General features: G+C 42.8%; 26 protein-coding genes and 1 riboswitch. Of the genes, 15 read left to right on the forward strand and 11 right to left on the reverse strand.

All coding sequences use genetic code 11. The features are described from left to right. Positions 1-188: 188 nt before the first annotated feature. The 4 genes from DFO72_RS16785 to DFO72_RS16800 all read right to left on the reverse strand — a co-directional run bounded on the left by DFO72_RS16785 (position 189) and on the right by DFO72_RS16800 (position 6,460). Positions 189-1,421, reverse strand: coding sequence for an aminopeptidase (locus tag DFO72_RS16785; protein ID WP_113883097.1), 1,233 nt, complete (start codon positions 1,419-1,421; stop codon positions 189-191). A 136-nt stretch (positions 1,422-1,557) separates the two neighbouring features. Further along, positions 1,558-2,838 carry an MDR family MFS transporter gene (locus DFO72_RS16790; protein ID WP_113883098.1) on the reverse strand — a complete coding sequence of 427 codons (1,281 nt, stop codon included), beginning with the start codon at positions 2,836-2,838 and terminating at the stop codon, positions 1,558-1,560. Between the two features lie 115 nt (positions 2,839-2,953). After that, on the reverse strand, positions 2,954-4,267 hold the full coding sequence (locus DFO72_RS16795) for a short-chain fatty acid transporter (protein WP_113883099.1): 1,314 nt from the start codon (positions 4,265-4,267) through the stop codon (positions 2,954-2,956). A 99-nt stretch (positions 4,268-4,366) separates the two neighbouring features. Then, a complete protein-coding gene (locus tag DFO72_RS16800; RefSeq protein ID WP_113883100.1) occupies positions 4,367-6,460 on the reverse strand; it encodes a DNA topoisomerase III in 2,094 nt (697 codons plus the stop codon). Between the two features lie 201 nt (positions 6,461-6,661). Here DFO72_RS16800 and DFO72_RS16805 point away from each other — a divergent pair, with 201 nt between their 5' ends. Further along, a complete protein-coding gene (locus DFO72_RS16805) occupies positions 6,662-7,501 on the forward strand; it encodes an STAS domain-containing protein (RefSeq protein WP_113883101.1) in 840 nt (279 codons plus the stop codon). A gap of 347 nt (positions 7,502-7,848) precedes the next feature. Further along, positions 7,849-9,342 (forward strand): histidine ammonia-lyase, encoded by a 1,494-nt coding sequence (hutH, locus tag DFO72_RS16810; protein WP_166672514.1) that lies wholly within the window; start codon positions 7,849-7,851, stop codon positions 9,340-9,342. Between the two features lie 135 nt (positions 9,343-9,477). On the opposite strand, the gene DFO72_RS16815 is transcribed toward hutH, so the two are convergent. Next, entirely contained in the window at positions 9,478-9,666 is a 189-nt protein-coding gene (locus DFO72_RS16815) for a hypothetical protein (RefSeq protein WP_113883103.1), read from the reverse strand. 160 nt (positions 9,667-9,826) lie between these two features. On the opposite strand from DFO72_RS16815, the gene DFO72_RS16825 reads away from it, so the two are divergent. The 6 genes from DFO72_RS16825 (at position 9,827) to motB (ending at position 13,738) form a co-directional block, all read left to right on the forward strand. Beyond that, positions 9,827-10,414: a peroxiredoxin gene (locus tag DFO72_RS16825; protein ID WP_243856192.1), complete on the forward strand. Its 588-nt coding sequence runs from the start codon at positions 9,827-9,829 to the stop codon at positions 10,412-10,414. A 128-nt stretch (positions 10,415-10,542) separates the two neighbouring features. After that, positions 10,543-10,917, forward strand: a complete 375-nt coding sequence (locus DFO72_RS16830; RefSeq protein WP_113883106.1) for a DnaJ family domain-containing protein — start codon at positions 10,543-10,545, stop codon at positions 10,915-10,917. A gap of 31 nt (positions 10,918-10,948) precedes the next feature. Continuing rightward, positions 10,949-11,410: an STAS domain-containing protein gene (locus DFO72_RS16835; RefSeq protein WP_113883107.1), complete on the forward strand. Its 462-nt coding sequence runs from the start codon at positions 10,949-10,951 to the stop codon at positions 11,408-11,410. 141 nt (positions 11,411-11,551) lie between these two features. After that, entirely contained in the window at positions 11,552-12,016 is a 465-nt protein-coding gene (locus DFO72_RS16840; RefSeq protein WP_113883108.1) for a hypothetical protein, read from the forward strand. Between the two features lie 137 nt (positions 12,017-12,153). Beyond that, complete coding sequence (gene motA / locus DFO72_RS16845; protein WP_113883109.1) at positions 12,154-12,948, forward strand: flagellar motor stator protein MotA; 795 nt, start codon at positions 12,154-12,156, stop codon at positions 12,946-12,948. Continuing rightward, complete coding sequence (motB, locus tag DFO72_RS16850) at positions 12,941-13,738, forward strand: flagellar motor protein MotB (RefSeq protein WP_113883110.1); 798 nt, start codon at positions 12,941-12,943, stop codon at positions 13,736-13,738. Before motA ends, motB begins: the two co-directional genes overlap by 8 nt. Positions 13,739-14,043: 305 nt before the next feature. On the opposite strand, the gene DFO72_RS16855 is transcribed toward motB, so the two are convergent. Together DFO72_RS16855 and DFO72_RS16860 are read right to left on the reverse strand one after the other, a co-directional pair. Beyond that, positions 14,044-15,240: an MFS transporter gene (locus tag DFO72_RS16855; RefSeq protein WP_113883111.1), complete on the reverse strand. Its 1,197-nt coding sequence runs from the start codon at positions 15,238-15,240 to the stop codon at positions 14,044-14,046. Positions 15,241-15,294: 54 nt separating this feature from the next. Next, positions 15,295-15,723 carry a MarR family winged helix-turn-helix transcriptional regulator gene (locus DFO72_RS16860; RefSeq protein WP_113883112.1) on the reverse strand — a complete coding sequence of 143 codons (429 nt, stop codon included), beginning with the start codon at positions 15,721-15,723 and terminating at the stop codon, positions 15,295-15,297. A 158-nt stretch (positions 15,724-15,881) separates the two neighbouring features. Here DFO72_RS16860 and DFO72_RS16865 point away from each other — a divergent pair, with 158 nt between their 5' ends. The 3 genes from DFO72_RS16865 to DFO72_RS16875 all read left to right on the forward strand — a co-directional run bounded on the left by DFO72_RS16865 (position 15,882) and on the right by DFO72_RS16875 (position 19,433). Beyond that, positions 15,882-17,267: an alanine/glycine:cation symporter family protein gene (locus DFO72_RS16865; RefSeq protein ID WP_113883113.1), complete on the forward strand. Its 1,386-nt coding sequence runs from the start codon at positions 15,882-15,884 to the stop codon at positions 17,265-17,267. A 139-nt stretch (positions 17,268-17,406) separates the two neighbouring features. Beyond that, on the forward strand, positions 17,407-18,507 hold the full coding sequence (locus DFO72_RS16870) for a carbohydrate kinase (protein WP_395858185.1): 1,101 nt from the start codon (positions 17,407-17,409) through the stop codon (positions 18,505-18,507). A 14-nt stretch (positions 18,508-18,521) separates the two neighbouring features. Continuing rightward, complete coding sequence (locus DFO72_RS16875) at positions 18,522-19,433, forward strand: pseudouridine-5'-phosphate glycosidase (RefSeq protein ID WP_113883114.1); 912 nt, start codon at positions 18,522-18,524, stop codon at positions 19,431-19,433. A gap of 174 nt (positions 19,434-19,607) precedes the next feature. Here the strand turns inward: DFO72_RS16875 and DFO72_RS16880 are convergent, their stop codons facing one another. Continuing rightward, the gene (locus tag DFO72_RS16880; protein WP_113883115.1) at positions 19,608-20,258 is read right to left on the reverse strand and encodes a class D sortase; all 651 of its coding nucleotides are present in this window, start codon (positions 20,256-20,258) and stop codon (positions 19,608-19,610) included. Beyond that, positions 20,259-20,600, reverse strand: coding sequence for a helix-turn-helix domain-containing protein (locus DFO72_RS16885; RefSeq protein WP_113883116.1), 342 nt, complete (start codon positions 20,598-20,600; stop codon positions 20,259-20,261). It lies immediately after the preceding gene. Positions 20,601-20,974: 374 nt separating this feature from the next. Here DFO72_RS16885 and DFO72_RS30730 point away from each other — a divergent pair, with 374 nt between their 5' ends. Further along, positions 20,975-21,241, forward strand: coding sequence for a DUF5658 family protein (locus DFO72_RS30730; protein ID WP_220182006.1), 267 nt, complete (start codon positions 20,975-20,977; stop codon positions 21,239-21,241). 455 nt (positions 21,242-21,696) lie between these two features. Continuing rightward, a riboswitch (cyclic di-GMP riboswitch) is annotated at positions 21,697-21,785 on the forward strand. Between the two features lie 30 nt (positions 21,786-21,815). After that, positions 21,816-21,962, forward strand: a complete 147-nt coding sequence (locus tag DFO72_RS16890) for an anti-repressor SinI family protein (protein ID WP_113883118.1) — start codon at positions 21,816-21,818, stop codon at positions 21,960-21,962. A gap of 106 nt (positions 21,963-22,068) precedes the next feature. On the opposite strand, the gene DFO72_RS16895 is transcribed toward DFO72_RS16890, so the two are convergent. Both DFO72_RS16895 and mnmH read right to left on the reverse strand, forming a co-directional pair. Continuing rightward, entirely contained in the window at positions 22,069-22,392 is a 324-nt protein-coding gene (locus tag DFO72_RS16895; RefSeq protein WP_113883119.1) for a helix-turn-helix domain-containing protein, read from the reverse strand. A gap of 180 nt (positions 22,393-22,572) precedes the next feature. Then, positions 22,573-23,631 (reverse strand): tRNA 2-selenouridine(34) synthase MnmH, encoded by a 1,059-nt coding sequence (gene mnmH / locus DFO72_RS16900; protein ID WP_113883120.1) that lies wholly within the window; start codon positions 23,629-23,631, stop codon positions 22,573-22,575. Positions 23,632-23,858: 227 nt separating this feature from the next. Between mnmH and DFO72_RS16905 the strand changes: the two genes are divergently transcribed. Beyond that, complete coding sequence (locus DFO72_RS16905) at positions 23,859-25,166, forward strand: FAD-dependent oxidoreductase (protein ID WP_113883121.1); 1,308 nt, start codon at positions 23,859-23,861, stop codon at positions 25,164-25,166. Further along, positions 25,156-26,145 carry a class I SAM-dependent methyltransferase gene (locus DFO72_RS16910; protein ID WP_113883122.1) on the forward strand — a complete coding sequence of 330 codons (990 nt, stop codon included), beginning with the start codon at positions 25,156-25,158 and terminating at the stop codon, positions 26,143-26,145. The genes DFO72_RS16905 and DFO72_RS16910 overlap by 11 nt, the downstream gene beginning before the upstream one ends. Positions 26,146-26,183 lie beyond the last annotated feature (38 nt).

Consider the following 26,183-nt stretch of genomic DNA (forward strand, 5'->3'; position numbering starts at 1 on the left):
AATGGAAAAGGGCGCCTTTCCGGGAGGCTCGTCTTGTGCTTGAGGCCCCCAGGACAGGGAAGACTTCGTCAGCATAGACATCGCACGACCGAAAGCGACAGCTTTTGGAAGGATGTGGGGCATGCAGACCTTCCACAGGTCGTGGCGTTCTTAGTCTTCGTTCCTTCGGTGGGCAAGGCGTTTCCGCTTTAAAATGCCCAATCACCTTTCCTGAACACTGGTTCAGCCTTGCCGTCTTCAGTAATTCCATCGATATCCATTTCAGCGGAACCGATCATGAAGTCAACATGTGTTAAGCTTTCGTTCAAGCCGTTTTCAGCCAGTTCTTCACTGGACATTTTCTTGCCCGCATCAATGCAGAATGCATAGGCACTGCCAATGGCAAGGTGGTTTGAAGCATTTTCATCAAATAAAGTATTATAGAAAAGCAGATTGGACTGTGAAATTGGCGAGTTGAAAGGAACCAGGGCCACTTCACCAAGATAGTGGGAGCCTTCATCTGTCTCAACAAGCTGCTTAAGAATCTCTTCGCCTTCTTCGGCCTTCACATCGATAATGCGGCCGTTTTCAAATGTCAGGCTGAATTTGTCGATGATATTTCCGCCATAGCTTAAAGGCTTTGTGCTGGAAACCGTGCCATTAACACCTGTCTTGTAAGGTACCGTAAACACTTCCTCAGTCGGCATGTTAGCCATGAATTCGTGTCCCTGTTCATTAATGCTGCCTGCTCCGACCCATAAGTGGCCTTTTGGAAGCTCGATTGTCAGGTCCGTACCTGGAGCTTTATAATGCAGCTTCTGATATCGCTTGCTGTTCAAATAATCCACTTTTTCATGAAGTGTTTCATCATGCTTTTTCCAGGCTTCAACCGGGCTATCCAAATCAGCGCGAGTTGCTTTGAAAATAGCTTCCCAAAGCATTTCTACGCGCGATTCTTCCGGTGCGTCAGGGAATACCATGTTTGCCCAGGCTTGAGATGGAGCTGCAATGACAGTCCAGCTTACTTTATCAGACTGGATGAATTTTCGGTATTTTGCAAGCGCCTTTCCTGCAGCTTTCTGGAAGCTTGCGATTCGTTCTGATTTCACGCCTTTCAGCAAATCTGGGCTTGCTGAAACGATTGACATGAATGCCGCACCCTTTTCAGCTAAATCTTCGACTTCCTTCGCACGCCATTCCGGGTATTCGGAGAAAGACTCATCCGGTGCCAAATCGTACTTTGTGCGAGTAACTGCATCATCGCTCCAGTTCACAACTACGTTATGAGCTCCCGCTTCATAGGCCTTTTTAACAATTGTACGAACCAGTTCAGCTGCATCAAGTGTTGTGTTAATAACAAGGGTCTGTCCTTTTTGTACATTTACACCGACCTTTACGGCAAGCTCTGCATATTTCTCTAAATTCGTTTGAAATTGATTCATTATGTATTCTCCTTTGTCAGAATCTTCATTTTCATTGTAGCTGTTCTGTTTGCAAAAAGAAACCTATTGAACTGAAAATCGTGCCCAAGAACCTTGGGTCTCCATCTGTGGATGGAGACGTAATTAAAAAGGAACCTTATACAGATTCCTTTTTGGCATGGAATGCATTATTTTTTTCAGGTAAAGCAAACATCAGCCAATACAAAAACGCACTTACAACAGCCAGCAGCGCCAGTATTAAGAAAGTCCAGTCATATCCGATCCAGACTGTAAGCGGAATGGAGATAGGTGCAATGGTTTTCCCGATTGTGAATCGAAGGGAGGCAGCTGCAAAGTACTGACCCCGCATATGATCTGGAGCAATTTTTGATACATAGCTCTGCTGAAGGCCAGCTGTCATTAATTCACCCATAGTGAAAACGGCCATAGCCAGAATTAATCCCCATATCCATTGCGTTTGCCCAAACATGATGATGGCTGCTGCATAAGTAAGAGATGATAAGATAAAGACATTTCTTTCCTTGTACTTTAACATCATTTTCGTTACGGCTACGGTAAATAAGGCTACGAGGAAACCGTTCTCAGACAGCAGAATGCCAAAAGCCTGTTCTCCCTGAACAGAAAAGGACCAGTCATTCCATTTAAAAAGAGACTGATTATGAACTGCTTCATTTGTATAGACAGGTATTAATAGATCAAGCTGCATAAAAGTCTGTGCAGCCAGAACACCTGCTATGATAAAAAGGAGAAAGGTTTTGTCCCTGAAGATAATGCCATAATCTTTCGTTTGCTTTAATAAAACTGCATGCCATTTACTATTTCCGCTTTCTGTATGTATTTGTATTGGCAATGTTTCCCTTGTCCACCGGAAAAGGATGAAAGATAACAGAATACAGATAATGCCGGCGGCCATAAGAAGCTGAAAACGGTAATGGACATAGAAAATAGCTCCTAAAATGGGACCCACCACAACTGCAATATTAATTGAAGTGTAAAAAATAGCAAATACCTGGCTTCTGTCCTTTTCCTCCACCACATCGGCAACCATTGCCTGGCTTGCCGGCCAATAAAATGAACCGAATATTCCCACAAAAGCAAAGCAGATAAATCCAAGCACCGGAGAATTCAGCCAGGGTGAACTGGCAAATCCAAAAATGATAAATGAAAGTCCCTGTCCGAATGCAGAGAGAACCATCATTTTCTTGCGGCCAAAGCGGTCAGCTGTGTAACCGCCCATTAAGTTGGCAAGTACGGAGAATACCTGAGAAAAAATGAGCAATAAGCCAGCCTTGTCTTTTCCGAATTCATCCGCGAAATAAATCGTTAAAAACGGGAAGAACATCCAGAATGTAATATTCATAAGCGCTTCCCCAAATAACCTTACTTTTAAATTCTTATCCCAATCTTTTATTTTCATGCTGTTTCCCCAACTTCAATCTCAGAATAACGCTATCATACTACCAAAATTGTAAGAAACACAAGAAGACTTTTTCCAAAAAAGCCAAACCTTGATTAGGCTTGGCTTTTCTTAATCAATATACAAAAAACATCAAAATCGTAGTAACAATGCCCACCCATATGGCCAGCAATGCACAGTAGCCCATTATATGACGAATATGGAGGCCGACCAAACTTAGTATAGGAAGGGCCCAGAAAGGCTGGATCAGATTCGTCCAGGCATCACCCCAGCCTACAGCCATAGCAGTAATGGCGGGATCCACACCAAGCTGGAGACCGGCAGGCACTTGAAGCGGCCCCTGCAATGCCCACTGTCCGCCGCCTGAAGGAGCAAGAATATTAACGAGACCGGCGGCCCAATAGGTGAATATATCAAAGGTGTCTTTACTTGCTATAGATGCCATCCCATTAATTATAGACTCTGCTAACCCGGAGCTGCCGAGAACGGCGATAATGCCGGCGTAAAATGGGAATTGCAGAATGATAGGGGAAATGGCAGAACCCGCTTCTTTAAAAGCATTGGCGTATTGTACGAGCGATTTGTGAAGGATGAGTCCTAACGATAGAAAGGCAATATTGATAATATTCAAGTCAAGGTCACGCCCGTTTACAAACTCAAATATGACATAGATTAACCCGATTAATCCGGTAATGATCCCGAGAAAGGGTGTTCTTTCGAGCTTTCCGGCGGGAGTTTTTAAAACTTCCTTCTGTTCAGCTTCCTGCTTGGGTGCCTCAGGGGGAACGTATGAGATAATGTCTTTTTTTGGTGCCATCAGCACAATGAAAATCGGCATAGTAATAACAAGAGCAATTAAAATAGCAATTGTTCCAGGATGGAAAATGGTCTCCGAAGTTGGGATGACGCCAGCCACTTCCTCCAGAAAATGGCCCTTGGTTGCAACAGTCAAACCAATTGAGCTTGATAATCCAGCAGTATAAAGAGCAGTTGGTGCATAGGCTGCAGCCACTAATAGGGGGAAGTGTGCGTTCTGATTTCTTTTCCCTACTTCACGGGCAATAATGGCGCCAACGACAACAGCAAGGCCCCAGTTAATATAATAAGCTGCAGATGAAACGAGAAAAGTCAGCACGTAGGCCTGGTTGGCTGTCTTCGCTTTGGAGGACAGCTTTTCAAGTATACGCTGTACAGAAGGAACAGAAGCAAGCGCCATGCCTGTCATTAAGAGGAGCACCATTTGCATAGTAAAAGCAAGATACACCCAGAAGCCGTCACCGAAGGATTTAAACAGCTCAACAGGTTCGGAAGGCTTCATGAAAAACCCTGCAATAAACACAAACAGAGTCATTAATACCGCAATGACAAAGGCGTCCGGGAGATACCTTTCCACAAGCTTGGAGAAACGGTCTGCCACTCTGGTTAACATCTTATCACTCTCCTTTCAGTATAGTACATGCTATGGAGAGGACAAGCTGAGTATGACTGTTCATACAGAAAGAGCCCTGGCATCAGCCAGGGCTATATATTAATCCTTATCTTCCATGGCAGCCTTAAGCAAATCACCAAGACTTGTTCCAAAGGAATCTTCCTTCTGGGTGTATTTCTGAACAAGTTTTCGCTCTTCCCGTTTGTTGACGGCTTTCTTTTTGTCCTGGGCTTTTTCCACCACATTACATGGCCGGCACTGGAAGTATGCTCCTGCTTTGCCCTGGTGGATCTCCATTTTTTTGCGGCACTGAGGGCAGCGGCGGTTTGAAAGCTTTGGATCTTTGCGCTTTCGGAAATTGCAATCAAGATTAGAACAGACAAGTATTTTTCCGTCCTTGGTATTCCTTTCTTTTAAGAAGGAATCGCATTCTGGACATTTTGAGCCCGTGAGATTGTGGGCACGGTAAGATTTATCGCTCTTTTTAATTTCTGAAACCAATGTCCGTGTCTGCTTGCGGATATTCTGCAGAAACTCTTTGGGATCTGCTTTTCCTCGTGCGATTTTCTCCAATTCCTGTTCCCATTTAGCAGTCAGTTCAGGTGATTTCAGATCTTCATTCACGAGGTCCATCAGCTGTTTGCCCTTTTTAGTCGGGAACAGACGTCCATTTTGCCTTTCAATCGCTTCCGTATCAAGGAGCCGTTCAATGATTTCCGCTCTTGTCGCAGGTGTTCCCAGGCTGTATTTTTCCATCTGTGTCAAAATGTCAGCTTCGGAATAGCGAAGAGGAGGTTCAGTATGCTTGGCGGACAATTCAGCCGTTTGTACCGTAAAGCTCTGTCCTTTTGAGATGTTCTTCAGGTTCTGTTTACCTGTTTCTTCATCACTGCTTCGTTCAACCTTGCGATAACCCAGGTCGATAACTGCTGTTTCCTTAGCTGTGAATGTCTCACCGTTCACATCAATCGAAGCATGGATGGTTTCATACTTATAAGGGTTATGGAAGATGGCCAGAAATCTGCGCAGAATCAATTCGTACAGCTTTCGCTCATCAGCAGACAAATCACCGAGGTGTACACGTTCTTCAGTGGGAATAATTGCATGATGATCAGTTACTTTTTCATTATTAAAGACTCGCTTTGCCAGGACCTTGCCCTGATTCGCAAGGATCGGCTTCACTTCGTCCTTATAGGAAGCTGCAATGCCATGAAGACGATCCATCATGGTGGCTTCCATATCTTTTGTCAAATAGCGTGAGTCTGTCCGCGGATAGGTGACAAGCTTATGCTGCTCATAAAGTTTCTGCAGTACATTTGACGTTTTCTTGGCGGAGAAGCCGTAACGCTTATTGGCGTCACGCTGCAGCTCAGTCAAATCATAAGGAAGCGGCTGCGGCTCTGCTTTTTCCTTCCGGTTAATGGACTGGATAACCGCTTTTTGCCCCTTCACTTTAGAAAGGACTCCTTCAGCTGCCTCTTTTGAAAAGATGCGCTTTTCACCATTTTTCTCCCAGTCAGCCTGCAGGGGGCCAATTTGTGCGTAAATCGTCCAATACTCTTTTGGAACAAATTTTTGAATGAATGTTTCCCTTTCCATCACGAGTGCCAGTGTCGGCGTTTGCACCCGGCCCGCGGATAGGGGATCCTTGTATTTAGTAGTCAGAGCCCTTGTGACATTCAGCCCGATGAGCCAATCGGCCTCTGCACGGCAAACAGCCGATTCATACAAATCTTCAAATTGTTTTCCTGGCTTAAGGTTTTGAAAGCCGTCACGGATGGCGCGGTCCGTTACAGAAGATATCCATAAGCGTTTGATTGTCTTGCGCCAGCGGATTTTCTCCAAAATCCAGCGTGCGACAAGCTCCCCTTCGCGTCCTGCATCAGTAGCAATGATAATTTCTTTAATATCCTTCCTCTTTGCCAGGTTCTCAATGGCTTTATACTGGTGGCTGGTCTGCTTCATCACCTTAAGGCCCATTTGGTCAGGAATAATCGGCAGATCCTCCAGATTCCAGTTTTTATATTTGCTGTCATAATGCTCAGGCATCTTTAACTCAATTAAATGGCCAAGAGCCCATGTCACGATATATTTATCGCCTTCCATATAGCTTTTATGAGATTGCCGGCATCCCAGAACCCGTGCAATTTCACGGGCAACACTGGGCTTTTCAGCAAGAACAAGTGATTTCATAAGAACTCCTTTCAAATTACATTCATCCATTTCTGTACAAACTAAGTATAGCTGAAAATCTTCAATATTTGTAATGGGATAAATTTTGCCGGGCAGTGAAGTGAATAACTGCCTAAGTTGTATTGCTTTTCATTAGTCACAAATCATTCTACAATGAACTTACCAGTTTGTTTACAAATAGAAAGAGACAAGGTGAAATGAATGAATGCAAAAAATCGGCTTCTTTATGATTACATTCAGGAGAATTCAATAAATATCACAGATACGTGGCTGTCTTTAAGGGATAAACAGAAAGGCTCCATTTATTCTGCTGATGCAGACCCCGCTTATGAGAAGCTCCTGAGAGAACAAAATACGTTTACCAACCGCACCGTTTCAGCAGCTTTGATTGATGAGGAGACATTTAAGAGGAATATGGAAGAATGGGCCATTACAGTAGCGGAGAGCAGAGTGGATTCTAATACGCCCATTTTTCAAGTACTGGAAGCTTTAAGCAATGTGCGGGAAACCTATTGGCATTTTGTTGAAAAGTTCATTAACGAAAACAAGTCTGAGGTCACAGCAGATGATGTATTGAAATGGAGCACGATCATTAACAAGGCTTTTGATAAGCTCATCAATAAATTTTCAGAGAAATATTATGAACTGACGACCAATCGGCTTGTTGCCCAGCAAAGTCTGATTAATGAACTTGGGACTCCGGTCATTCCTGTAAAAGACCATACAGCTGTACTGCCGCTTATCGGCAATATTGACACGGAACGTGCACGAATCCTGCTCGAGGAAATTCCGAAAAAATGTGCAAAAGCAGATGTGGAACATCTATTCATTGATTTATCAGGTGTGGCCATCATCGACACGATGGTTGCCCATCAAATATTCTCTTTAACGACAGCTTTAAAGCTGCTGGGGGTAAAATCTACCATCTCCGGTATCAGCCCTGAAGTTGCCCAGACTTCCATTCAGCTTGGCCTGGACTTCACAGGCATTAATACTTACGGTACATTAAAGCAAGCACTGAATAGACAAGACATTGAATGAAACCTAGCTGGCAGAAATGCCGGCTTTTTTATATGGCTAAAATAAAAACGCTTTACTGTGTTACCATTCTAACAATCTAACTTGTTAAAAAATGGCAAAAATCAATTGACATCCTCTCATATGGCACATAGAATTAATTATATTCAGAAAATATATCAAAATTAGGCTGTGATAAAGATGAGGCATCTAAAAACTGATACTGCAAATAATCTTTTTAAAAAGGCTGTATTTCAAACCTGTGTTTGAGATACAGCCTTTTCTTTATCTCGCTAACGTACCGGGGAGGATATGAAATGGAAAAATTGACAGATTCGATGATGACTTTAACTCGCGGGGAGGAAAACAAAGTGGTTACTTTAAATGGAAATACTCTTACTTTGTCTGAAGTCAAAAGAGTGCTTTTTGAAGGAGTAAAGGCTGCAGCATCGGAGGAAAGCATGCTGCGTGTAAAAAAAAGCCGTGAAGCCGTTAAGAGAATTGTAAGTGAAGAAAAGGTTATTTACGGCATTAACACTGGCTTTGGCAAATTCAGCGATGTAAGAATTGATCAGGGAGATGTAGAGGATCTTCAGTTGAATTTAATCCGCTCGCATGCCTGCGGTGTAGGGGAACCATTCCCTCAGGCTGTTTCGAGAGCCATGCTTTTATTAAGAGCAAATGCTTTATTGAAAGGATTCTCAGGGGTCCGTCCTGTCGTGATAGAAACTCTTTTAGCGCTTGTGAATAAACAAATCCATCCTGTTATCCCGCAGCAGGGATCGCTTGGAGCAAGCGGCGATTTGGCTCCTCTTTCCCATTTGGCATTAGTTTTAATGGGAGAAGGGGAGGTGTTTTCTAAGGGTGAAAGAAAACCCGCGCTGGAAGTGCTTGTTCAGGAGGGAATCGAGCCTTTAACATTACAGGCGAAGGAAGGGCTTGCCCTGATTAACGGTACTCAAGCGATGACGGCAATGGGAGTCATTGGTTATCTGGAAGCGGAAAAAATCGCTTATCAAAGTGAATTGATCGCTGCAGTTACAATGGAAGGCTTAAACGGAATTATTGATGCGTTTGATGAAAATATCCATCAGGCAAGAGGCTATCAGCAGCAGGTCGATACAGCAAGAAGAGTGAGGGAATACCTGTCAGGCAGCAGCCTGATCACAAGACAGGGAGAAATCCGGGTGCAGGACGCCTATTCCATCCGCTGCATCCCGCAAGTGCATGGAGCATCTTGGCAGGCGCTTGATTATGTAAAAGAAAAGCTTGAAATTGAAATGAACGCAGCCACGGATAACCCGCTGATTTTTGAAAACGGGGAAAGTGTCATATCCGGCGGAAACTTTCATGGGCAGCCAATCGCACTTGCAATGGACTTCATGAAAATTGCGGTTGCGGAATTGGCCAATATTTCAGAGCGCCGGATTGAAAGGCTAGTTAATCCGCAGCTGAGTGACTTGCCGCCATTTTTAAGCCCGGAACCTGGACTGCAGTCTGGTGCGATGATTCTCCAATATGTTGCAGCTTCACTTGTTTCGGAGAATAAGACACTTGCCCATCCCGCAAGTGTGGATTCAATTCCTTCATCCGGGAATCAGGAAGACCATGTGAGCATGGGAACCATCGGATCAAGACATGCATATCAGATTATCCAAAATGTTAATAAAGTACTTGCAATTGAACTGATTTGCGCGCTGCAGGCAGCAGAATACCGAGGTTCAGAAAAAATGGCTGATAAAACAAAACGTTTTTACGAAGAAGCAAGAAAAGTGGTGCCTTCCATTAAAAAAGACCGCGTATTTTCAAAGGATATTGAAGCATGCGCGTCCTGGCTGAAAGAAGTGGAAGTAGACGCAATATAAGCAGCAGGGGCCTGAATGTTATGCAGGCCCCTATTATAAAATTTATTAAGAAATAATTATGAACGTCGATAATAGTCTAGCTCCAGCACCTGCTCCCTCGAGGTGTCGGGGGTGAGCAAGGGGCTTCCGCTTTTCTTATTCTTTGGCTCTTTCCTCAAGTTCCTTTGCTTCATCTTCTTCAAAGCGGTTTTTAAATGCTTCCTGAGTCACAATAAATTCTTCGTCTTCCTGTGCCTCAGTAGTGTGGCGCTCGACCATTGTATGTTCAGGAAATTCCCCGGGGTGATGTTTTCTCTTATGATTAAAATGGACTCCGCGTGACATAATCATGCTCCTTTCATTCTTGAATATTATTCTTTCACTATTTTTCCCTTTGACACCTGGACTATGTACGGCTGTTTCACTCAATATTTTCCGTTCAATTTTACCTTTGTTCGCATAAGTATATATAGCAGAGACAAAAGTGGAAGGGAGGGGGATAGCCATGAACGATCCGAATGGTTCCGTATTCTGTGCGGGCCGGGGAGACCGAGCTCCTTTTTTTACGGCAGATGCTGTCATTGATCATCAAATAAAAAAGGTCACTTTGGAGAATTATATTGGAAAATGGGTGCTGCTGTTTTTTTATCCGAGTGACTTCACGTTTGTCTGACCGACAGAATTGGCGGCGGTCGCCGCTGTGAATCCATACTTAAAAGCCTTAAACTGTGAAGTAATGTCCATCAGCACGGATAGTGTATACGCCCATAAAGTATTTAAGGAAACATCTCCCTCTTTGAAAAATGTAAATTATCCAATGGTAAGCGATCGAACCCATCAAATAAGCAGAGCTTATAGGGTTTTGGACGAAAGTTCAGGAGCGGCAATCAGGGCATCCGTTTTTATCGACCCTCATGGCATTATTGCGGCGAAGCTCATTTACCCTGGAGAAGTCGGCAGAAATCTGCATGAGCATGTCAGAATCATGCAGGGAATTCAATATGCACAGCAGACAGGAAAAGGTGTGCCGGCCAATTGGCAGCCTGGCCAGACCGGGATTAACATGGATCCGAACTTAATAGGCAAAATCTGACGGGAGGAGGCGCAAGCTTTCTCTTGATTTTTCTGCAGTCCTCCATATCATATAGATAATTACTTTAATAAGCAGCGCTGAAAATATATAATAATAAGTAACAAATGAAGTGAAGGGGGAACTTGAGATTGGACTTCTTTTCTATACTGTCTGAAGATCGCATCAAAAAAGCGTACAAGGATGGCGAGTTTGATCATTTGCCAGGCTATGGGAAACCGCTTCCGTTCGATGACCTGTCTTCCGTCCCTGAGAATTTGCGCATGGCCTACCGCATCATGAAGAATGCAGGATTCACTGATGAAGAAAACCGAATGAAGAAGGAAATGCTGACGATCGAAGATCTGATTAAACAATGTGAGGATCAGGAAGAGAAAAAAGCGTTGCAGAAGAAGCTTAACGAAAAGATGCTCCGCTTTAACAGCATGATCTCGAAAAGAAGACAAAACACCAACTCATCCCTTTTTAAAAACTACGAAGAGAAAATTAACAATAAATTATTCTAATGGATTAGATGGTTGGAATTGAGGAGAATACATGAACAAAGATGAATATATAAAGGTCCTTGAAAAAAGAGTGGAAGAATATGAGGCAGCCATAGCGGATATGACCGCACCGATTATACCATCGATCATTCCCCAGACGATACTGGTGCCGATTACAGGCCTGCTCATGGCAGAAAGATTCGAAAAAATTACGGCTAAAGTCCTGAATCATATTAAAGAGCATGACACTGAATTTGCCATCATAGACTTTACAGATATTACAGTCGACCGATTAGAGCAGATGTGCCTTTCCGAACTTGGACAGCAAATCCGCAACCTGACTGATTCCATTAACCTCATGGGAGTAAAGCCTTACTTTGTAGGAATGACCCCGCAGCTGATAAAGGAAATCGTTTTATCCGGCATTGAATTAAATGCTGAAACACATGCTACTTTCCAGGCGGCCTTAAAGCATTTAATGAAAATAAATAGCCTCGTCTTTCAAAAAATATAATTTCTCAAAACTCCTCTCCTGAATAGGACAGGTTTTTTTTTTCTTTAAACAGGCACATTTTCTTTCCGATTGGGGATTTGTCCATGCGAAAACCATCTGTGGCACATATTCTATAGTATCCATGAGAAAGGAGGTAGACTTATGTCGAGAGATTGGAGAAGAAGATTTGAGATTAATGCAGATGAAGTGGAAATCAGAGCCGAAAGAGTTATTGTAAAAGAAGATGATGACCGCCGCCGAGATGATGTACGTGGAGCGGAAGACCGCCGCAGGAAGCACCGCCGAGATGATGTAGGAGGAGCAGAAGACCGCCGAAGAAAGCACCGCCGAGATGATGTAGGAGGAGCAGAAGACCGCCGCAGGAAGCACCACCGTGATGACGATGTATTTGGTATCGAAGATAATCGCGGAAGACATTGCGGCTGTAGAAGGGACAGTGTGGGCGGATCAGAAGACGACCGCAGAAGGCATCGCCGCGATGATATACGCGGTGCTGGCGACTTATGGCACAACAGAGATTTAGCTGGATCTGGAAGAGGATGCAGACGCCGCCGAGATGACGATGACCGCAGAAGAAGAGGTTTCTGCGGATGCCGCTGGATCTAAAAACAATGAAAACGAAGGCAGGGGAAGCACCTCTGCCTTTTATATATGAAAAAATTCCTAAAGAACTGTAAAAATCATCCGAAATTAATAATAGAAGGGAATAGAGATTTTCAGACTACATAGAAGGTGTGGCTTGCATGGATAAAACAACGATTATAGGAGTAATTTTAGGGATCATAGCAGTTGGAGTAGGGATGGTTTTTAAAGGGGTTTCCCCGTCTGTTCTGATTAATCCGGCCGCTATTTTGATCATTATCCTGGGAACTGCAGCAGCAGTGGCTATTGCATTTCCAACAAATGAAATCAAACGGGTGCCCAAGCTTTTCGGCATTTTATTTAAAGAAGAAAAGCTGATGAACCCGGCTGAGATGATTAAGATGTTTTCGGATTGGGCCCAGCTGGCAAGAAAAGAAGGATTGCTTGCACTCGAAGTCAAAACGAACGAAGTCGAAAATACTTTTTTAAAGAACGGCTTATCTCTGGCCGTTGATGGGCAAAGTGCCGATTATATACGTGATGTATTAAGCGAAGAAATCGAAGCGATGGAAGAAAGACATCAGGCCGGAGCCCAAATTTTCAGCCAGGCAGGCACCTATGCCCCATCCCTTGGAGTGCTGGGAGCAGTAATTGGATTAATTGCAGCACTGGGAAATATGGATGACACCACCAGTCTCGGTCATGCCATCAGTGCTGCATTCGTAGCGACTTTACTGGGGATTTTCACGGGTTATGTGTTTTGGCATCCGTTTGCCAATAAGCTAAAGAGAAAATCCAAGCAGGAAGCTAAGATTAAAAGCATGATGATCGAAGGAATTCTTTCAATATTAGAAGGGGAGGCTCCCCGGGTAATAGAACAAAAGCTTGCTTCCTACCTTCCTGCTGGTGAACGCCGGAAATTCCTTGAGGAAAGCAGCGTGGCAAAGGATGAGTAGGCGGAAAAAGAAGCAGCACCATGAGGAGCATGTAGATGAATCGTGGCTATTGCCGTATGCTGATTTATTAACACTGCTTCTGGCCCTATTCATTGTACTATTCGCAATGAGTTCCGTAGATGCTCAGAAATTTCAGAAGCTCTCAAAGGCATTCAACGATGTCTTTTCAGGGGGAACAGGGGTATTTGAATTCCCAAGTCCAATGCCAGAAGGCCAAATGCAATCCACTGATGCGGTGTCCGAAAAGCCAAGCAAGGATCTGGAGGAGATGGCAGCTTTGGATGAATTAGAGAAAGAAAAGCTGAAGCAGGCTGCCGATCAGGAAGAACTGGCAGAGTTGCAGCAAAGAGTCAACGCTTTTATCGAAAATCAAAACCTGGCGGATAAACTGGAAACCTCTTTAACCACAGAAGGACTGCTTGTGTCTATCAGGGATAATGTCCTGTTCGGCTCAGGAAGTGCAGAAGTCCGTGCGCAGGATTTAAATATGGCAAGTGAAATCGCGGAGCTTCTCATCATGGACCCGCCAAGAAACATTATCATAAGCGGCCATACAGACAATGTCCCGATCCGCAACTCAAACTTCGAGTCCAACTGGGAGCTCAGTGTGATGCGCGCAGTCAACTTTATGAAAATAATCCTGAAAAATGACCAGCTGGACCCTAAATGGTTCAGTGCCAAAGGGTTTGGGGAATTCCAGCCGGTTGCTGGAAATGATACCAGGGAAGGCAGAGCAAAGAACAGACGGGTAGAAATTTTAATATTGCCAAGAACGGGAAATCAGCCTTAGCGGGCTGGTTTTTTTTGCAGTGAAATAAAAAAAGCGCTGTGATCCAGTCGCTTTGAAGTGAAAAAAATTATTCATTTGCTTTCTGTTCCGTGCCATCCGGTTTGCACATGCGATCCACCATTACACCAAATAGAAATACACAGGCAATTGGAATAGAAAAATTCAATACATGAACAATGGTCATCAGCGAACCTCCCAAAAGGTATTAATTACATTATATGCCAAGGTTCACAAAAAAGACGAAAAAAATTCAGAAAATATACATAATTTCAGACTGCCAAAAGAAAAGAGCCGCACATGGGCTCTTAAAAGGGAAGATTTGCTTCTGAATGAATGGTTTTTGGCTCTGTCTTTTTTCCATGAAGCAGGTAGTAAACAAGCAATCCAAACAGTGCTACGCCCGCAAGCATAAAATAAAGTGAAGCGAAGCCTGTTTCTACAGCAAGTATTCCAAGAACATAGGATCCTAGTCCAATTCCGGTATCAAAGAGTGTGAAAAAGGTCGAGGTAGCAAGCCCGCGTTTAGCGGGATCCGCCTGCTTGATTGCAACCGTTTGAAGACTCGGAACAATGGTGCCATATCCCAACCCGATTATCGCACCTGACAGCAGAAACACAAAGGTGCTGTTTGCCTGGCTGAGCAAAAATAACCCTGCGGCAAAAAGAATAATGGCCGGATAGATCACTTTATTTTCTCCGTACGCATCAAACCAGCGGCCTGTAAATGGGCGGGACATAATAATGAATGCCGCATATACCACAAAAAAGAAGCTGGCAGCTTCAAGCAAATCAAGCTCTTTCGCATAAACAGATATAAAGGAAAGAATTCCAGAGTAAGCGAAAGCGAGGATGCCTGCCGAAATCGCCACAGGAACCGCATTTTTTTCAAATAAGCTTGAAAGTGTAAATTTTGGATGCTTCGCAGAACTCTCTGCTTTTTGCGGTATCTTAACAAAAGCACCCAGCACTATAGCAATAAAAGATAAAACGGTACATAAAGCAAAAATCCATGTGAAGCTTGCATATTGAACAATTGTCAAACCGGCAAACGGGCCAATGACCATGGCCAGATTCATGAACATCGCATAATAGCCCAGTCCTTCGCCTCTGCGTTCATTCGGAACAATATCAGCAACGATAGCCCCAGTAGCTGTGGTGGCCATGCCAAATCCAACTCCGTGCAGGAATCGCAGTGCTAAAAGAGCAGGTGTAGAGTCAGCCCAGAAATAAAGCAGGGAAGATACGGCAAACACAATCAGGGAAGCCAGCAGGATCTTTCGGCGTCCAACCTCGTCAATCCATTTCCCTGTAAATGGCCGGCTGATTACTGCAGCAATCAGAAAGACCGAAATAATCAGGCCTACCTGTGTTTCGTCCCCTTTTAAATCATCCAAAATATAAAGAGGTAGCGTAGTCAGCAAAACATAAAACCCCATAAATAAGAAAAAACTCGTAATAGAAATACTCAAAAAATCCTTCGTCCATAATGGCTGTTTCTTCATGTTGTCCTCCTAACAATGAAGTACCAGGTACTCAGACCAATTTGGTGAACTGGTCTAGGTGCCTGGTACCATATTTTCTCTCATTTTTGCCATAAGTCTGATCATCGTGCTGATTTCTTCTTCCGTAATATTCTGCAGGACATTGCTTTCACTTAATCGCACGGAGGCAAGCCAATTGTCGTATTCCCGGATGGCTGCATCAGTCAGTGAAATCAATTTTTCACGTTTGTCTTTTCCTGCTGTTCTGGTGATCCAGCCCGATTTCTCAAGACGGGCTAATGTCCTGGTCATGGTCGGAGCCTCAACTCCCAGATAAGAAGAAATCTCTTTTTGAGTGCTCGGGCCTCCAATTTTCAGACGGTAAATAATCGTCCATTGAGCAGCATATAAACCAAGCGGCACTAAACTTTCATTAAGTACTTTGGAAAAATGGCGTGTAAATTGGTTAATGGAATGAAAAAATTCACTTTGATTAGGGTGCATTGTATTCACCTGCTTAAATTAATTACCTAGCTAACTATACATGAAAAATAAGAATATGTCTACCTACATATTCTTTTGCTAACTAAGTGTTTAACTGGCAAATGAAAGGGAATGGAGTAACAAGGGCAACTGTGCATAACAATAAGGGGGAAATTTTTTTGGATAAGTTATTAGAAGTCGTAGGAGATATTTCAGGATGGCTGTGGGGATATCCCATCATCCTATTATTAGCCGGAACCGGGCTGTATTTAACCTTTTTGCTTGGTTTCTTCCAGTTCCGTTATCCGGTTTATATTTTTAAGCAAACATTTGGAAGTGTTTTTAAAAAGCCGAAGGGAAAAGGAACCGTTACACCGCTGCAGGCACTCACATCAGCGCTGGCTTCCACCATTGGTGCCGCAAATATTGTAGGTGTACCGGCAGCCATCATGTTTGGCGGTCCGGGTGCCGTATTCTGGATGTGGGTTATTGCGCTCATTGGAATGGCCATCAAGTTCTCGGAAAGTGTATTAGCCATTAAGTACAGAGAAAAAAATGAAGATGGGGAATATGTGGGCGGCCCTATGTATTACATGACGAAAGGGCTTAACATGAAGTGGCTTGGTGTGATCTTTGCGTTCGCGCTGATGATTGAACTGATTCCAAGCATCATGGTACAGGGAAATGCAGTAGCAGCTGCGGTTGGAGAGACATTTAAGATTGATGGATTGTATACCGGAATTGCTGTAGCGGTACTTGTTTCTTTAGTTGTGTTTGGCGGGATTCAGAGAATCGGCAAGGTCACTGAAATCTTTGTTCCTTTTATGGCTCTCATCTATGTAGGTGCGGCATTAGTAGTCTTATTGATGAATCTGGGCAAACTTCCTGAAGTGTTGGAATTAATCTTCACTTATGCGTTTCAGCCAATGTCTGCAATGGGCGGATTTGCCGGAGCGGCCATTGGCGAAATCATTCGCTGGGGATTTGCACGAGGATTATATTCCAATGAGGCAGGACTTGGAACTGCTCCGATTGCCCATGCTGCAGCCACAACCGATCACCCTGTACGCCAGGGATTTTGGGCAATTGTTGGAATCGTTGTTGATACGCTGATTGTTTGTACTGCAACAGCATTTGTCGTCCTATCCTCCGGAGTGTGGACAAGGGAAGGAGCTATGGAAGATCCATCAGCCCTGACAGCAGCGGCATTTACGGAATATTTTGGATCATTCGGCGGTATTCTTGTTGCTGTATCACTGGTATTCTTTGTCATTTCAACCATTATTGTCGTAGTCTTTTATGGATCCAAAATGGCAGAGTTCCTATTTGGTTCTTTTGCCGGAAAAGCCATCAAAGTCGTTTACATTGCTGCCATTGTTCTTGGGTCAGTGGGAGCAGCAAAAACAATCTGGCAGTTCCTTGATCTGGCTCTTGCCATGATTTTGATACCGAACATCGTGGCTGTTCTCCTTCTAAGCAAAGAGGTTAAACAGCTGAAAAATGAGTTTTTCACTTCGGAAAAGTATTATTTAAAGGATATTAAAAAAGATGATAATGCTGCGTAAAGTTTGGTCTTCCGCTAATGGCGGGAGGCTTTTTTTATTGATTTCTAAATTAGGTTAATTTTTAGAAAAATAATACTTGCAACACAATTGAACAAGTGTCTATAATATAGACAAAAGTTTAAAAAGACAGGGCTGATCAATGATGAATGATAAAGAAATATTGATTTTGCAGCTGATTAAAGAGGATCCTTTTATTGCCCAAAACGAGCTGGCTGAAAAAACGGGACTTTCCAGGTCCGCTGTAGCCGGCTATATCTCTTCACTGACCAAGCAGGGGAAAATTCTTGGCAGAGCTTATGTCCTGCCGCAAAAGAAAGAAGTGCTTTGTGTTGGAGGGGCCAATGTGGACAGAAAAATCCAGACAACAGGGCAGCTCCAATACGGAACATCGAACCCTGCAGAAAGCTCCCAATCCTGCGGCGGAGTGGCCCGCAACATTGCTGAAAATCTTGGCAGGCTGGGCTGTGATGTAGGTTTGATGACAGTAGTGGGTGATGATCCGGAAGGAGAATGGCTTCTTGAATATACGAAAGCTTTTGCTGATGTCACTCCTTCACAGTCGCTGGCAGGGTCCACCACCGGTACCTATACAGCAGTGCTTGACCTTGAAGGAGAAATGGCTGTAGCACTCGCTGATATGTCCATTTATGAAAGCGTTAACAGAGAATTTGTCGAGAAAAAGTGGGGTTACCTGGCATCTTCTGAAATGGTGATCTTGGATACAAACTTCCCGCCAAAGGTTTTAGAACAGATTATTACAAGGTGTTATGAAGAGAACATTCCGCTTTGCATTACGCCTGTTTCAGCACCAAAAATAAAAAATCTGCCGGAAGATATGAAGGGTGTTACGTGGCTGATTGCCAACAAAAATGAGGCAGAAGCACTAACGGGGATAGAGATCAGCAATGAAGGAGACTTCTTTAAAGCGGCACAGAAAATTATGAAAAAAGGTGTTGAAAAAGTCGTCATCAGCCGGGGAGATAAAGGGCTGATTTACTTTACAAACACAGGTGAAGCAGGTGTACAGCTTCCTCCGAAGGTGAAAATTGCTGATGTGACAGGTGCGGGCGATTCGCTTGTATCAGGAATTATTTTTGCCCATTTAAAGGGCCTGAGCACAGAGGATGCCTGTAAAATCGGCATGTCCTGCTCCATGCTGGCTCTGCAGTCCCTTGAAACCGTTAACCCGAATCTAAACAACACACGCTTGCAGGAAACATTCAAACAATATTTCGACTAAGGAGAAGTGACATCATGTTAGAAAAATGGCTTGAGTATTCAGAAGAAGTATTAGAAGCAAAGAAAGCAAATAAACCGGTTGTAGCCCTTGAATCCACAATCATTTCACATGGAATGCCATACCCGCAAAATGTTCAGACAGCAAAAGAGGTAGAGGAAATCATCCGCAAAAACGGTGCTGTTCCTGCAACGATTGCCATTATAAACGGAAAAATTAAAATCGGCCTGTCAGATGAGGAGCTGGAGTTCCTGGCCCAAAGCAAGGACGTTGAAAAAGCAAGCCGCCGTGACCTTCCATATTTAGTAGCGAAAAAGAAAAATGGTGCGACTACCGTTGCTGCGACCATGATCTGTGCAGAGCTTGCCGGCATTGAAGTCTTTGTCACAGGCGGAATTGGCGGAGTGCACCGTGAAGCTGAAACTACAATGGATATCTCGGCTGACCTTCAAGAGCTTGCGATGACCAATGTTGCCGTTATCTGCGCAGGTGCGAAATCCATTCTGGATATCGGTTTGACGCTTGAATATTTAGAAACGCACGGGGTTCCGGTCGTTGGCTTTGAAACAGATGTATTGCCTGCCTTTTACACACGCACAAGTCCGTTCAGCGTGAACTACCGGGTGGACCATGCAGAAGAAGCGGCCGAAATGATCCGCACTAAATGGGAACTGGGCCTAAAAGGCGGCGTTGTCATTGCCAACCCAATTCCTGAAACAGATGCGCTGGAAGAAGCGTTTATCACAAACGTGATAGAATCTGCCCTAAAGGAAGCAAAAGAAAACAATATCGCCGGCAAAAAGGTAACCCCATTCCTTCTAGGAAAGGTAAAAGAACTAACAGAAGGAAGAAGTTTGACAGCGAACATTGCATTAGTGAAGCATAATGCCGAAGTGGGTTCTAAGATTGCTGTTAGCTTGAACAAGTAAAGAGAAAGCCAGACTCAAAGAGTCTGGCTTTTTATACTGATAGAATGATAGCTGTGATGATAATGGCTAAATATAATAGTAATCTTAAGAAATTGATTATTAGGATCTGTCCCTTCTGGAAACCCATATAGTAAAGGATATGTACAGTTTTTTATATGGGGGAAGGGTGTTTGTCTATATGCAGTAAAAAGGGCACTTTCCTTTGGAAGTGCCTCTTAATTTTGAGTTCTTTGCATTCAGGATGTACCGGGAGGGGGCATTGCCCACATAAGAGAATGGATAGCAGGTGGAAACGGTAAGGATTTCTTCGGGAGCGGTAGAACGGATCACGGTGGTATCATCCGGATCTACAATCTTTGAATCTGTAATTACGTAAGTAAACTCACCATATGGCATGCTGACTTGAAAAATATCCCCGATTTCCAGTTCGCTGAGGCTGCGAAATACCGTATCTCGGTGCCCTGATAATAAAATTTGATCATGCTGCCCTGGAAATACAGTTGTGGAGTAATGACCGACCCCTTTATCCAGCTCATCCTCATCTGTTCCTTCTATAATCGGGAGTTCAGCTTTCAAGCGGGGGATCTTAAAAATGCCAATGGCTTCACCCTGCTCGAAGGAAACATCAATTGGGTGTTCTGTTTGGAGAACGCTTTTGCTTTCTTTGTTCATTTCTCTTTGAATTCTTTCTTGTGCCTGGGCTAAGGAATCATTGTTTTTTTTCTCCTGAGCATACAGTTCCTGCAGCGAGAAAAGGACCAATTCGCCTCCGATTAGGATAAGGAAGGAGGCAGCAATAATCAGCAAACGGCCTCTGACCTTCAATTATGCTTTACCTCCCTTCATCTTCTTAAATTTAATGAACTCCAGATAATAGGCAAAGTCCTCTTTCGTGATTCCCTGTCTAATAGCTTCTTTGACAAGGGAAACCCATTCCTCATCCAGCTTAGACAAGTCGGTAATTTCATCTTTGTTCTCTTCCAGCAGATCCTCAAGATTAGCATCCAGTGTCCTGGCGATTCGCGATAAAACCTGCAATGAAGGATTCTCCTGTATGCCTCTCTCAATGTAGCTCAAATACGATTTGGATACCTCCGCTTTGTCAGAAAGCTCATTAATTGAGTATCCCTTCTTAATTCTTAAGGTTTTAATCCGGCCACCTATCATAGGCATAATACTCCCTTATCATAAAATATAAGATATTTTCATTATAAAGAACAAATTGTTCAATAAAAAATACAAAATAATGAGAATTCTCGAGATATTCTTAGAAAAAGAACGAAAAGTGTTCTTTAAAACGAAAAAACGGCTGAATTTACAATTTTAAATAATAATCCAGATGACCTATATTTATATTAATAAAGTTTTTTATAAAGTATGAATATTAACCTGTTACATATAGTAGGATATAAAGGTTTAGGAAATGTTTTAGAATTGAATAGTGAGCGCAAAAAAAGCGAGTCTAGATCGAAAATTAGTAAATAGATATATTAGACAAAATTTGATGTTTTTATGAAACACTGATTTAGTATCTTGCTTTTATTAAGTTACTAGATACATTCCTTACTGCAATCGGCTACGACTTTAATGAAATAGAAGAATGCAACCCACTAATGCGCAATCTTTATGACCATAATCTCTTACTATTTCTTTTGCTCAGAATCATTCTTTCGAGGCTTCTAATCATATTTTCTTTATTTATTACTTCGATTTCTAAGATTTCCTTCTGGCAGCTGGAGCTGCGATTTTGTACACATTTGCATTCTTGCTTCAGTTTCTTGGGTTGCTTCATTATTCGTTACAATTAGTGAAACTATTTAGGATACTGTATTAATACAATTCTTAGCTGGAGGACTCCTATGTATCAAAAAAAATGCAAAAAATGCAATAGCTCATCTTTCAGTAGCAGTGAAACCGGAGAATGGCTGTGCCCAGTTTGTGGAAATGAATTGACGAGCGAAATTTTTCTTAATGCTATGACACGAGAACCAGTCCATATTATTTGCAAGAAAAAGAAGATTCCACACTCATATTCCCTTCAGCAAGTATATAAGAATTATAGAAAAAGAATCGGCCTTTCTTACTACTCGAATAAAAGGACAATTGATTAAGTATTAAATCTGAGGCCGTTTTAAAAGAATATTGTCGAAAAACAAATTAATTTAATATTAAAATAATTAACTGTAATTACAAAAAATGACAACGTTAGCAATACGGTCATAGTAGAATACATCTATGGAAAATATTTCTTTGAGACGATAGGCACAGAAAAAGGCAAACTCATTGAAAGATGAGGACGCAAAGTCACGGGTCTAAGGTATTAAATAATACTACGATGGCCGGGTTGCCTGGAATACGATACGTATCCTGGGGGGGAGAATTTTGACAGAGCAAAATGTAAAGGTCGAAGGAATTGATTTGGAGTGGCTGCAGTTAATTATGGAAGCAAAGAACTTAGGCCTGCAAAGGGAAGAAATTAGAGAGTTTTTACATAATAACAGAGCCAATGAGGTTCTGATCGAAACTTAATATCCATATGGTAAAGGGTAAAGTATTTCTGTTAGGGGCACCTCTTTATGGAAATGCTTTTTATTTTTCCAAAAAAAATAAGCCTGTACATTCAGGCTCATTGCATCTATGATTTTTGTCCGCTTCTCCACTTATTAAAATCCAGAAACTCCCGAAATTGCTCCTTTGAAACACCAGACTCCATCGCTTCCTTCACAATTTTCATCCATTCAGAATCAAGATCTTCCTTGTTGATCTGCTCATGTATCAGATGGTCCACGGGAACATTTAGAACACCCGCGATTTTTTCAAGAAATTGAATCGATGGGTTGGTTTGCAGATTGCGCTCAAGCGAACTTAAATATGATTTTGCCACACCGGCCTGGTCCGCAAGCTCGGATAAGGACATTCTCTTTTCCTGGCGAAGTTTTTTTACACGATCACCGATCATCGTATACCACACACCTTATTTTGTATGTAATAGGATTATATCATATATCTAGTTCCATATTAAGAACGATTTGTTCAATATTATTATCATCATACCACAGTGTTAACCGAATTAAATAGTTAGTTATCTATGTTTTATAAAAATATATCTTTTGTCGCTCGCAAAAAGTAATGCTCCGCGTCAGAGGACGGGAGCATTTTGGTTTTCAATAATATGAATAATTTGTTGTGCAGCTGCTTCCACATCATCCGCATTTACGTGGTGGAATTGGCCTTCATAGTCATGCTGTTTAAAGGCATAGCGCGGATCGTAATAGTGTTCTAATAAAAGCTTGATAAACAGTTCGTAGTTTTCTGCTTCAGCTGATTCATCCAGTTGCTCGCGGATTTCAGTATCTTTCAGACGTTTTTTAATAAACACGAGGCTTTCATCCACTTTCGGCTTGAACCATTCTTCTCTTTGATAAGGTTCCACATAGTCACGGAGGATACGTTGCACACGGGACTCCATGCTTGCAAACATATCAATATGAATACCAGTTTTTTTGGTATCAAGAAGCTCGTCCGGCTGAACAGCCTTTCCTATTCGCTTGCTTTCAGCTTCCATAATAATATAAGGGGAACCTTTAACCTCAGAAAGGGCTTGATACAATAGTGCATCAAATGTTTTCTGGGTACTGCCGTCTCCCATGCCAAAGGATCCGAAGATTGAACCACGATGTCCTGCCATTTCTTCAAGATCAATAGCAGGATATCCTTTTTCGCTTAACACCTTCAGCACATCCGTTTTCCCGACGCCGGTCATACCGTGCAGAACAACTGCTTTTTCAGGAATCAAGTCTGCTGTGTTTTCAAGTATATATTGACGGTACGCTCTATAGCCCCCAGTTAAACGAGGGATTGAAATACCGGCATATGTGATAAAAGTAGTGACCGCTTTACTGCGCATGCCGCCGCGCCAGCAGTATATGACAGGCTGGAAGCCATCATCTTTCAGGTCTCTGATTTTCTGCATCATGGACGGAATTTTAGGTGAAACGATTTCCATCGCTCTCCACTTAGCCGCATCAGATCCTTCTTTTTTATATAGTGTTCCGATTTCCACACGTTCTTCATTAGTGAAAAGCGGCACATTGACAGCACCGGGAATGCTGCACTCCTCAAATTCAATTGGAGACCTGACATCGACCGGAATTGCGTTGTCCATTTGGATATATTGTTCTACTGCTATTTCTCTCATTTTAATGCCTCCAAAAAATATTGCTATATATCGCCCTAAAAGGAACGTTAATTGATTTAACTCTCTCTATTATACAGGATTTTGAAAAATATAGGTGTCTCCCACAATCATACTCCTATTTTCAAAAGTTTGTTCTAATAATTTTTTCCAGACATTGTAATATCAGCATATCCATTGGTTTTGCTTTTTAAAAAGGAGGTTAAATAAAAGGCAAAGGTGGTGGAACCATGTCCATGAATACAGAGATTGCAATTGTGGGCGGAGGGATTGGCGGTTTGACGCTTGGATTGAAGCTGGCTCGAGCCAATATTGAAGTCCTCGTTCTGGAAAAGCTGGATGCCCCATCTTCCGTTTATAAGGGAGAACTCCTGCAGCCGAAGAGCCTGAAAATTTTTAAGCGGCTAGATGCTTTGGATGTAATCCGCGAGAATGGGTTTTCATTTTCCCGAATTGCGTTTGAGGAAGGGGAAAAAGAGTTTGCCATGGATTATAGCATTCTGCCGGGGGAGTATGATTACTCCCTCATGATCGAGCATGAAAAGCTGAAAGGAATCCTTCTCAAAAGAGCGCTTCGATATCCAAGCTTTCATTATTTGTCAGGGACCCTGGCAAAAGAATATGACAATGGAGAATTAATAGTTAAGCGGAAGGATGTAAAGGAGCAGCTGACAGTGAAGGCTGACTTTTTTATAGGTGCTGAGGGAAGGAATTCCATAACAAGAAAAGTAATGAACAGTAAGATTAAAAAGATTGAGTATAATCATCAATTTTTAACTGTCACGTTCCCCCGGCCTCAATCACTGGAGGAAGGGAAGATCATTTCTAAGGATGAACGGTTCCTTGGCTTATTTCCACTGCCGGATGCGAAAGTACGGTCAGTCTATTTAATTCCTGAGGGCACTTATAAGAAACATCTCCAGAAAGGAATTCACCATTTCCATAAAAACTATTTAGAGCTTTTGCCGGAATTGGAGGGGTATGTGACCAGACTGAAAAACTGGAAGGATATTCAGCTGATGATTCCGACAGCCTTTTATGCAGATAAATATGTGGATGGAAGACTCGCCATTTTGGGGGATGCGGCCCATACGGTCCACCCGATGGCAGGTGAAGGAATGAATATGGCGATTCAGGATGCGGATATACTTGGTGAATTGCTTGCTGAGATGTATACGAGCGGAAGAATTTCGCCGGACAAGCTTAAGTGGTATGAAAAAGTCCGGAAGCCCCGGGCTGAAAATATGATCAGTCTCAGCCATTTATCCGCCATAGCGTATTCCTATTCTAACCGGGTTATTACTGGAATACGCCGTAAAGGCCTGAAGCAGATTGAAAGAGATAAAACCCTGCAATATAAGCAAATGCTGAATGTTTCAGGCCTCGGATATTGGCCAGAGAGCCTGTGGGATCGATTGATTCAGGCAGGTATGCTGCCGGCAAGAAGACCAGAATTATCAGCGGCGGATAAAAGCCATTATTTTTATACAGAAAAAGATGACTATCCCTGGAAGAAGGTTGAACAGTATGATAAATGAATATGTGAGATTACTAAAAGCACGAAATTGGATGAAAAAGAACCAGCCGTTTTTGTACAGCTGGCATGCGTATGTAGGCTTCGAGCTTGACCTTTTTTCCCAGTTCCGCAGCTGGAAAACGGTAAAAGAGGTGGCATCAAGCAGAAATCTTCAGGAGGAGCTGCTTTTAAGGTGGGTGGAGGTGGGGCTTTCGATCCGCCATTTGAAAAAGAAAGGAAAGGATAAAATTAAGACAGCATCTAAATTCAGCCTTCCGTCCACGCCGAAAAACCCCCGATCTACAGGAATCATCCTGAAGGAAATGATGGAATTGCATATCCCGACTCTACTCTCTTATCCAGAACTGCTCCGTTCCAATAAGAAAAACACTTTTGATCATGAAGAGCATGGACCTACCGTAGCGAGAACGTCGTCACTGCTTGAACAGCTTGCACTGCCGCGTCTGATGAAAACCATAAAAAAAAACAAAATGGAAAGGATCATCGACATTGGCTGCGGGGAAGGCGGCTATTTAAGCAGAATCAGCCAAAAATTCCCCCAAGCAAAACTGGCAGGCATTGAAATTAATGAAGAGGTGGCAGATTCCGCCAGAACCAATTGCAAAGATATTCCGAACATTAAAATTGTCACAGCGGATGTTCATGAATACTCACCTGATCAGCAGGCTGATTTAATTATGGTCAATAATTTACTGCACTATATCCAGCCGGAGGATCGCAAGCAGTTGCTATCCCGCTTGAAAAGATGGCTTAGCCGGAAAGGATCCATAACTATTATCACGCCCATTCTTCATTCGAAGAAAGGGGAAGAGTTTTCAAGTGTTTTTAACAGCTTCTTCTCTGCATTTGAAAACCTCTATCCTACCCCGACCGAGGAGGATATACATCAGATCGCTAAAGAGCTGAAGCTAAAAGTAAAAACCTTCAAGCCGGTCATAACCGAAGGAGGATGGTATTTTATCCAGCTGTCCAACAGGTAAATGAAAGCAGTCACAATAAATGGTAGAATGGTGTAAAA

The organism is Cytobacillus oceanisediminis (assembly GCF_004366035.1).
Classification (GTDB): domain Bacteria; phylum Bacillota; class Bacilli; order Bacillales; family Cytobacillaceae; genus Cytobacillus; species Cytobacillus oceanisediminis_C.

What these genes read in the sequence shown, in the direction of transcription:
- DFO72_RS16785 (WP_113883097.1), bottom strand. Translation starts at nt 1,421, where the DNA reads ATGAATCAATTTCAAACGAATTTAGAGAAATATGCAGAGCTTGCCGTA.
- DFO72_RS16790 (WP_113883098.1), bottom strand. Translation starts at nt 2,838, where the DNA reads ATGAAAATAAAAGATTGGGATAAGAATTTAAAAGTAAGGTTATTTGGG.
- DFO72_RS16795 (WP_113883099.1), bottom strand. Translation starts at nt 4,267, where the DNA reads ATGTTAACCAGAGTGGCAGACCGTTTCTCCAAGCTTGTGGAAAGGTAT.
- DFO72_RS16800 (WP_113883100.1), bottom strand. Translation starts at nt 6,460, where the DNA reads ATGAAATCACTTGTTCTTGCTGAAAAGCCCAGTGTTGCCCGTGAAATT.
- DFO72_RS16805 (WP_113883101.1), top strand. Translation starts at nt 6,662, where the DNA reads ATGAATGCAAAAAATCGGCTTCTTTATGATTACATTCAGGAGAATTCA.
- DFO72_RS16815 (WP_113883103.1), bottom strand. Translation starts at nt 9,666, where the DNA reads ATGTCACGCGGAGTCCATTTTAATCATAAGAGAAAACATCACCCCGGG.
- DFO72_RS16835 (WP_113883107.1), top strand. Translation starts at nt 10,949, where the DNA reads ATGAACAAAGATGAATATATAAAGGTCCTTGAAAAAAGAGTGGAAGAA.
- DFO72_RS16840 (WP_113883108.1), top strand. Translation starts at nt 11,552, where the DNA reads ATGTCGAGAGATTGGAGAAGAAGATTTGAGATTAATGCAGATGAAGTG.
- motA (WP_113883109.1), top strand. Translation starts at nt 12,154, where the DNA reads ATGGATAAAACAACGATTATAGGAGTAATTTTAGGGATCATAGCAGTT.
- motB (WP_113883110.1), top strand. Translation starts at nt 12,941, where the DNA reads ATGAGTAGGCGGAAAAAGAAGCAGCACCATGAGGAGCATGTAGATGAA.
- DFO72_RS16855 (WP_113883111.1), bottom strand. Translation starts at nt 15,240, where the DNA reads ATGAAGAAACAGCCATTATGGACGAAGGATTTTTTGAGTATTTCTATT.
- DFO72_RS16860 (WP_113883112.1), bottom strand. Translation starts at nt 15,723, where the DNA reads ATGCACCCTAATCAAAGTGAATTTTTTCATTCCATTAACCAATTTACA.
- DFO72_RS16870 (WP_395858185.1), top strand. Translation starts at nt 17,407, where the DNA reads ATGATGAATGATAAAGAAATATTGATTTTGCAGCTGATTAAAGAGGAT.
- DFO72_RS16875 (WP_113883114.1), top strand. Translation starts at nt 18,522, where the DNA reads ATGTTAGAAAAATGGCTTGAGTATTCAGAAGAAGTATTAGAAGCAAAG.
- DFO72_RS16885 (WP_113883116.1), bottom strand. Translation starts at nt 20,600, where the DNA reads ATGATAGGTGGCCGGATTAAAACCTTAAGAATTAAGAAGGGATACTCA.
- DFO72_RS16895 (WP_113883119.1), bottom strand. Translation starts at nt 22,392, where the DNA reads ATGATCGGTGATCGTGTAAAAAAACTTCGCCAGGAAAAGAGAATGTCC.
- mnmH (WP_113883120.1), bottom strand. Translation starts at nt 23,631, where the DNA reads ATGAGAGAAATAGCAGTAGAACAATATATCCAAATGGACAACGCAATT.
- DFO72_RS16905 (WP_113883121.1), top strand. Translation starts at nt 23,859, where the DNA reads ATGTCCATGAATACAGAGATTGCAATTGTGGGCGGAGGGATTGGCGGT.
- DFO72_RS16910 (WP_113883122.1), top strand. Translation starts at nt 25,156, where the DNA reads ATGATAAATGAATATGTGAGATTACTAAAAGCACGAAATTGGATGAAA.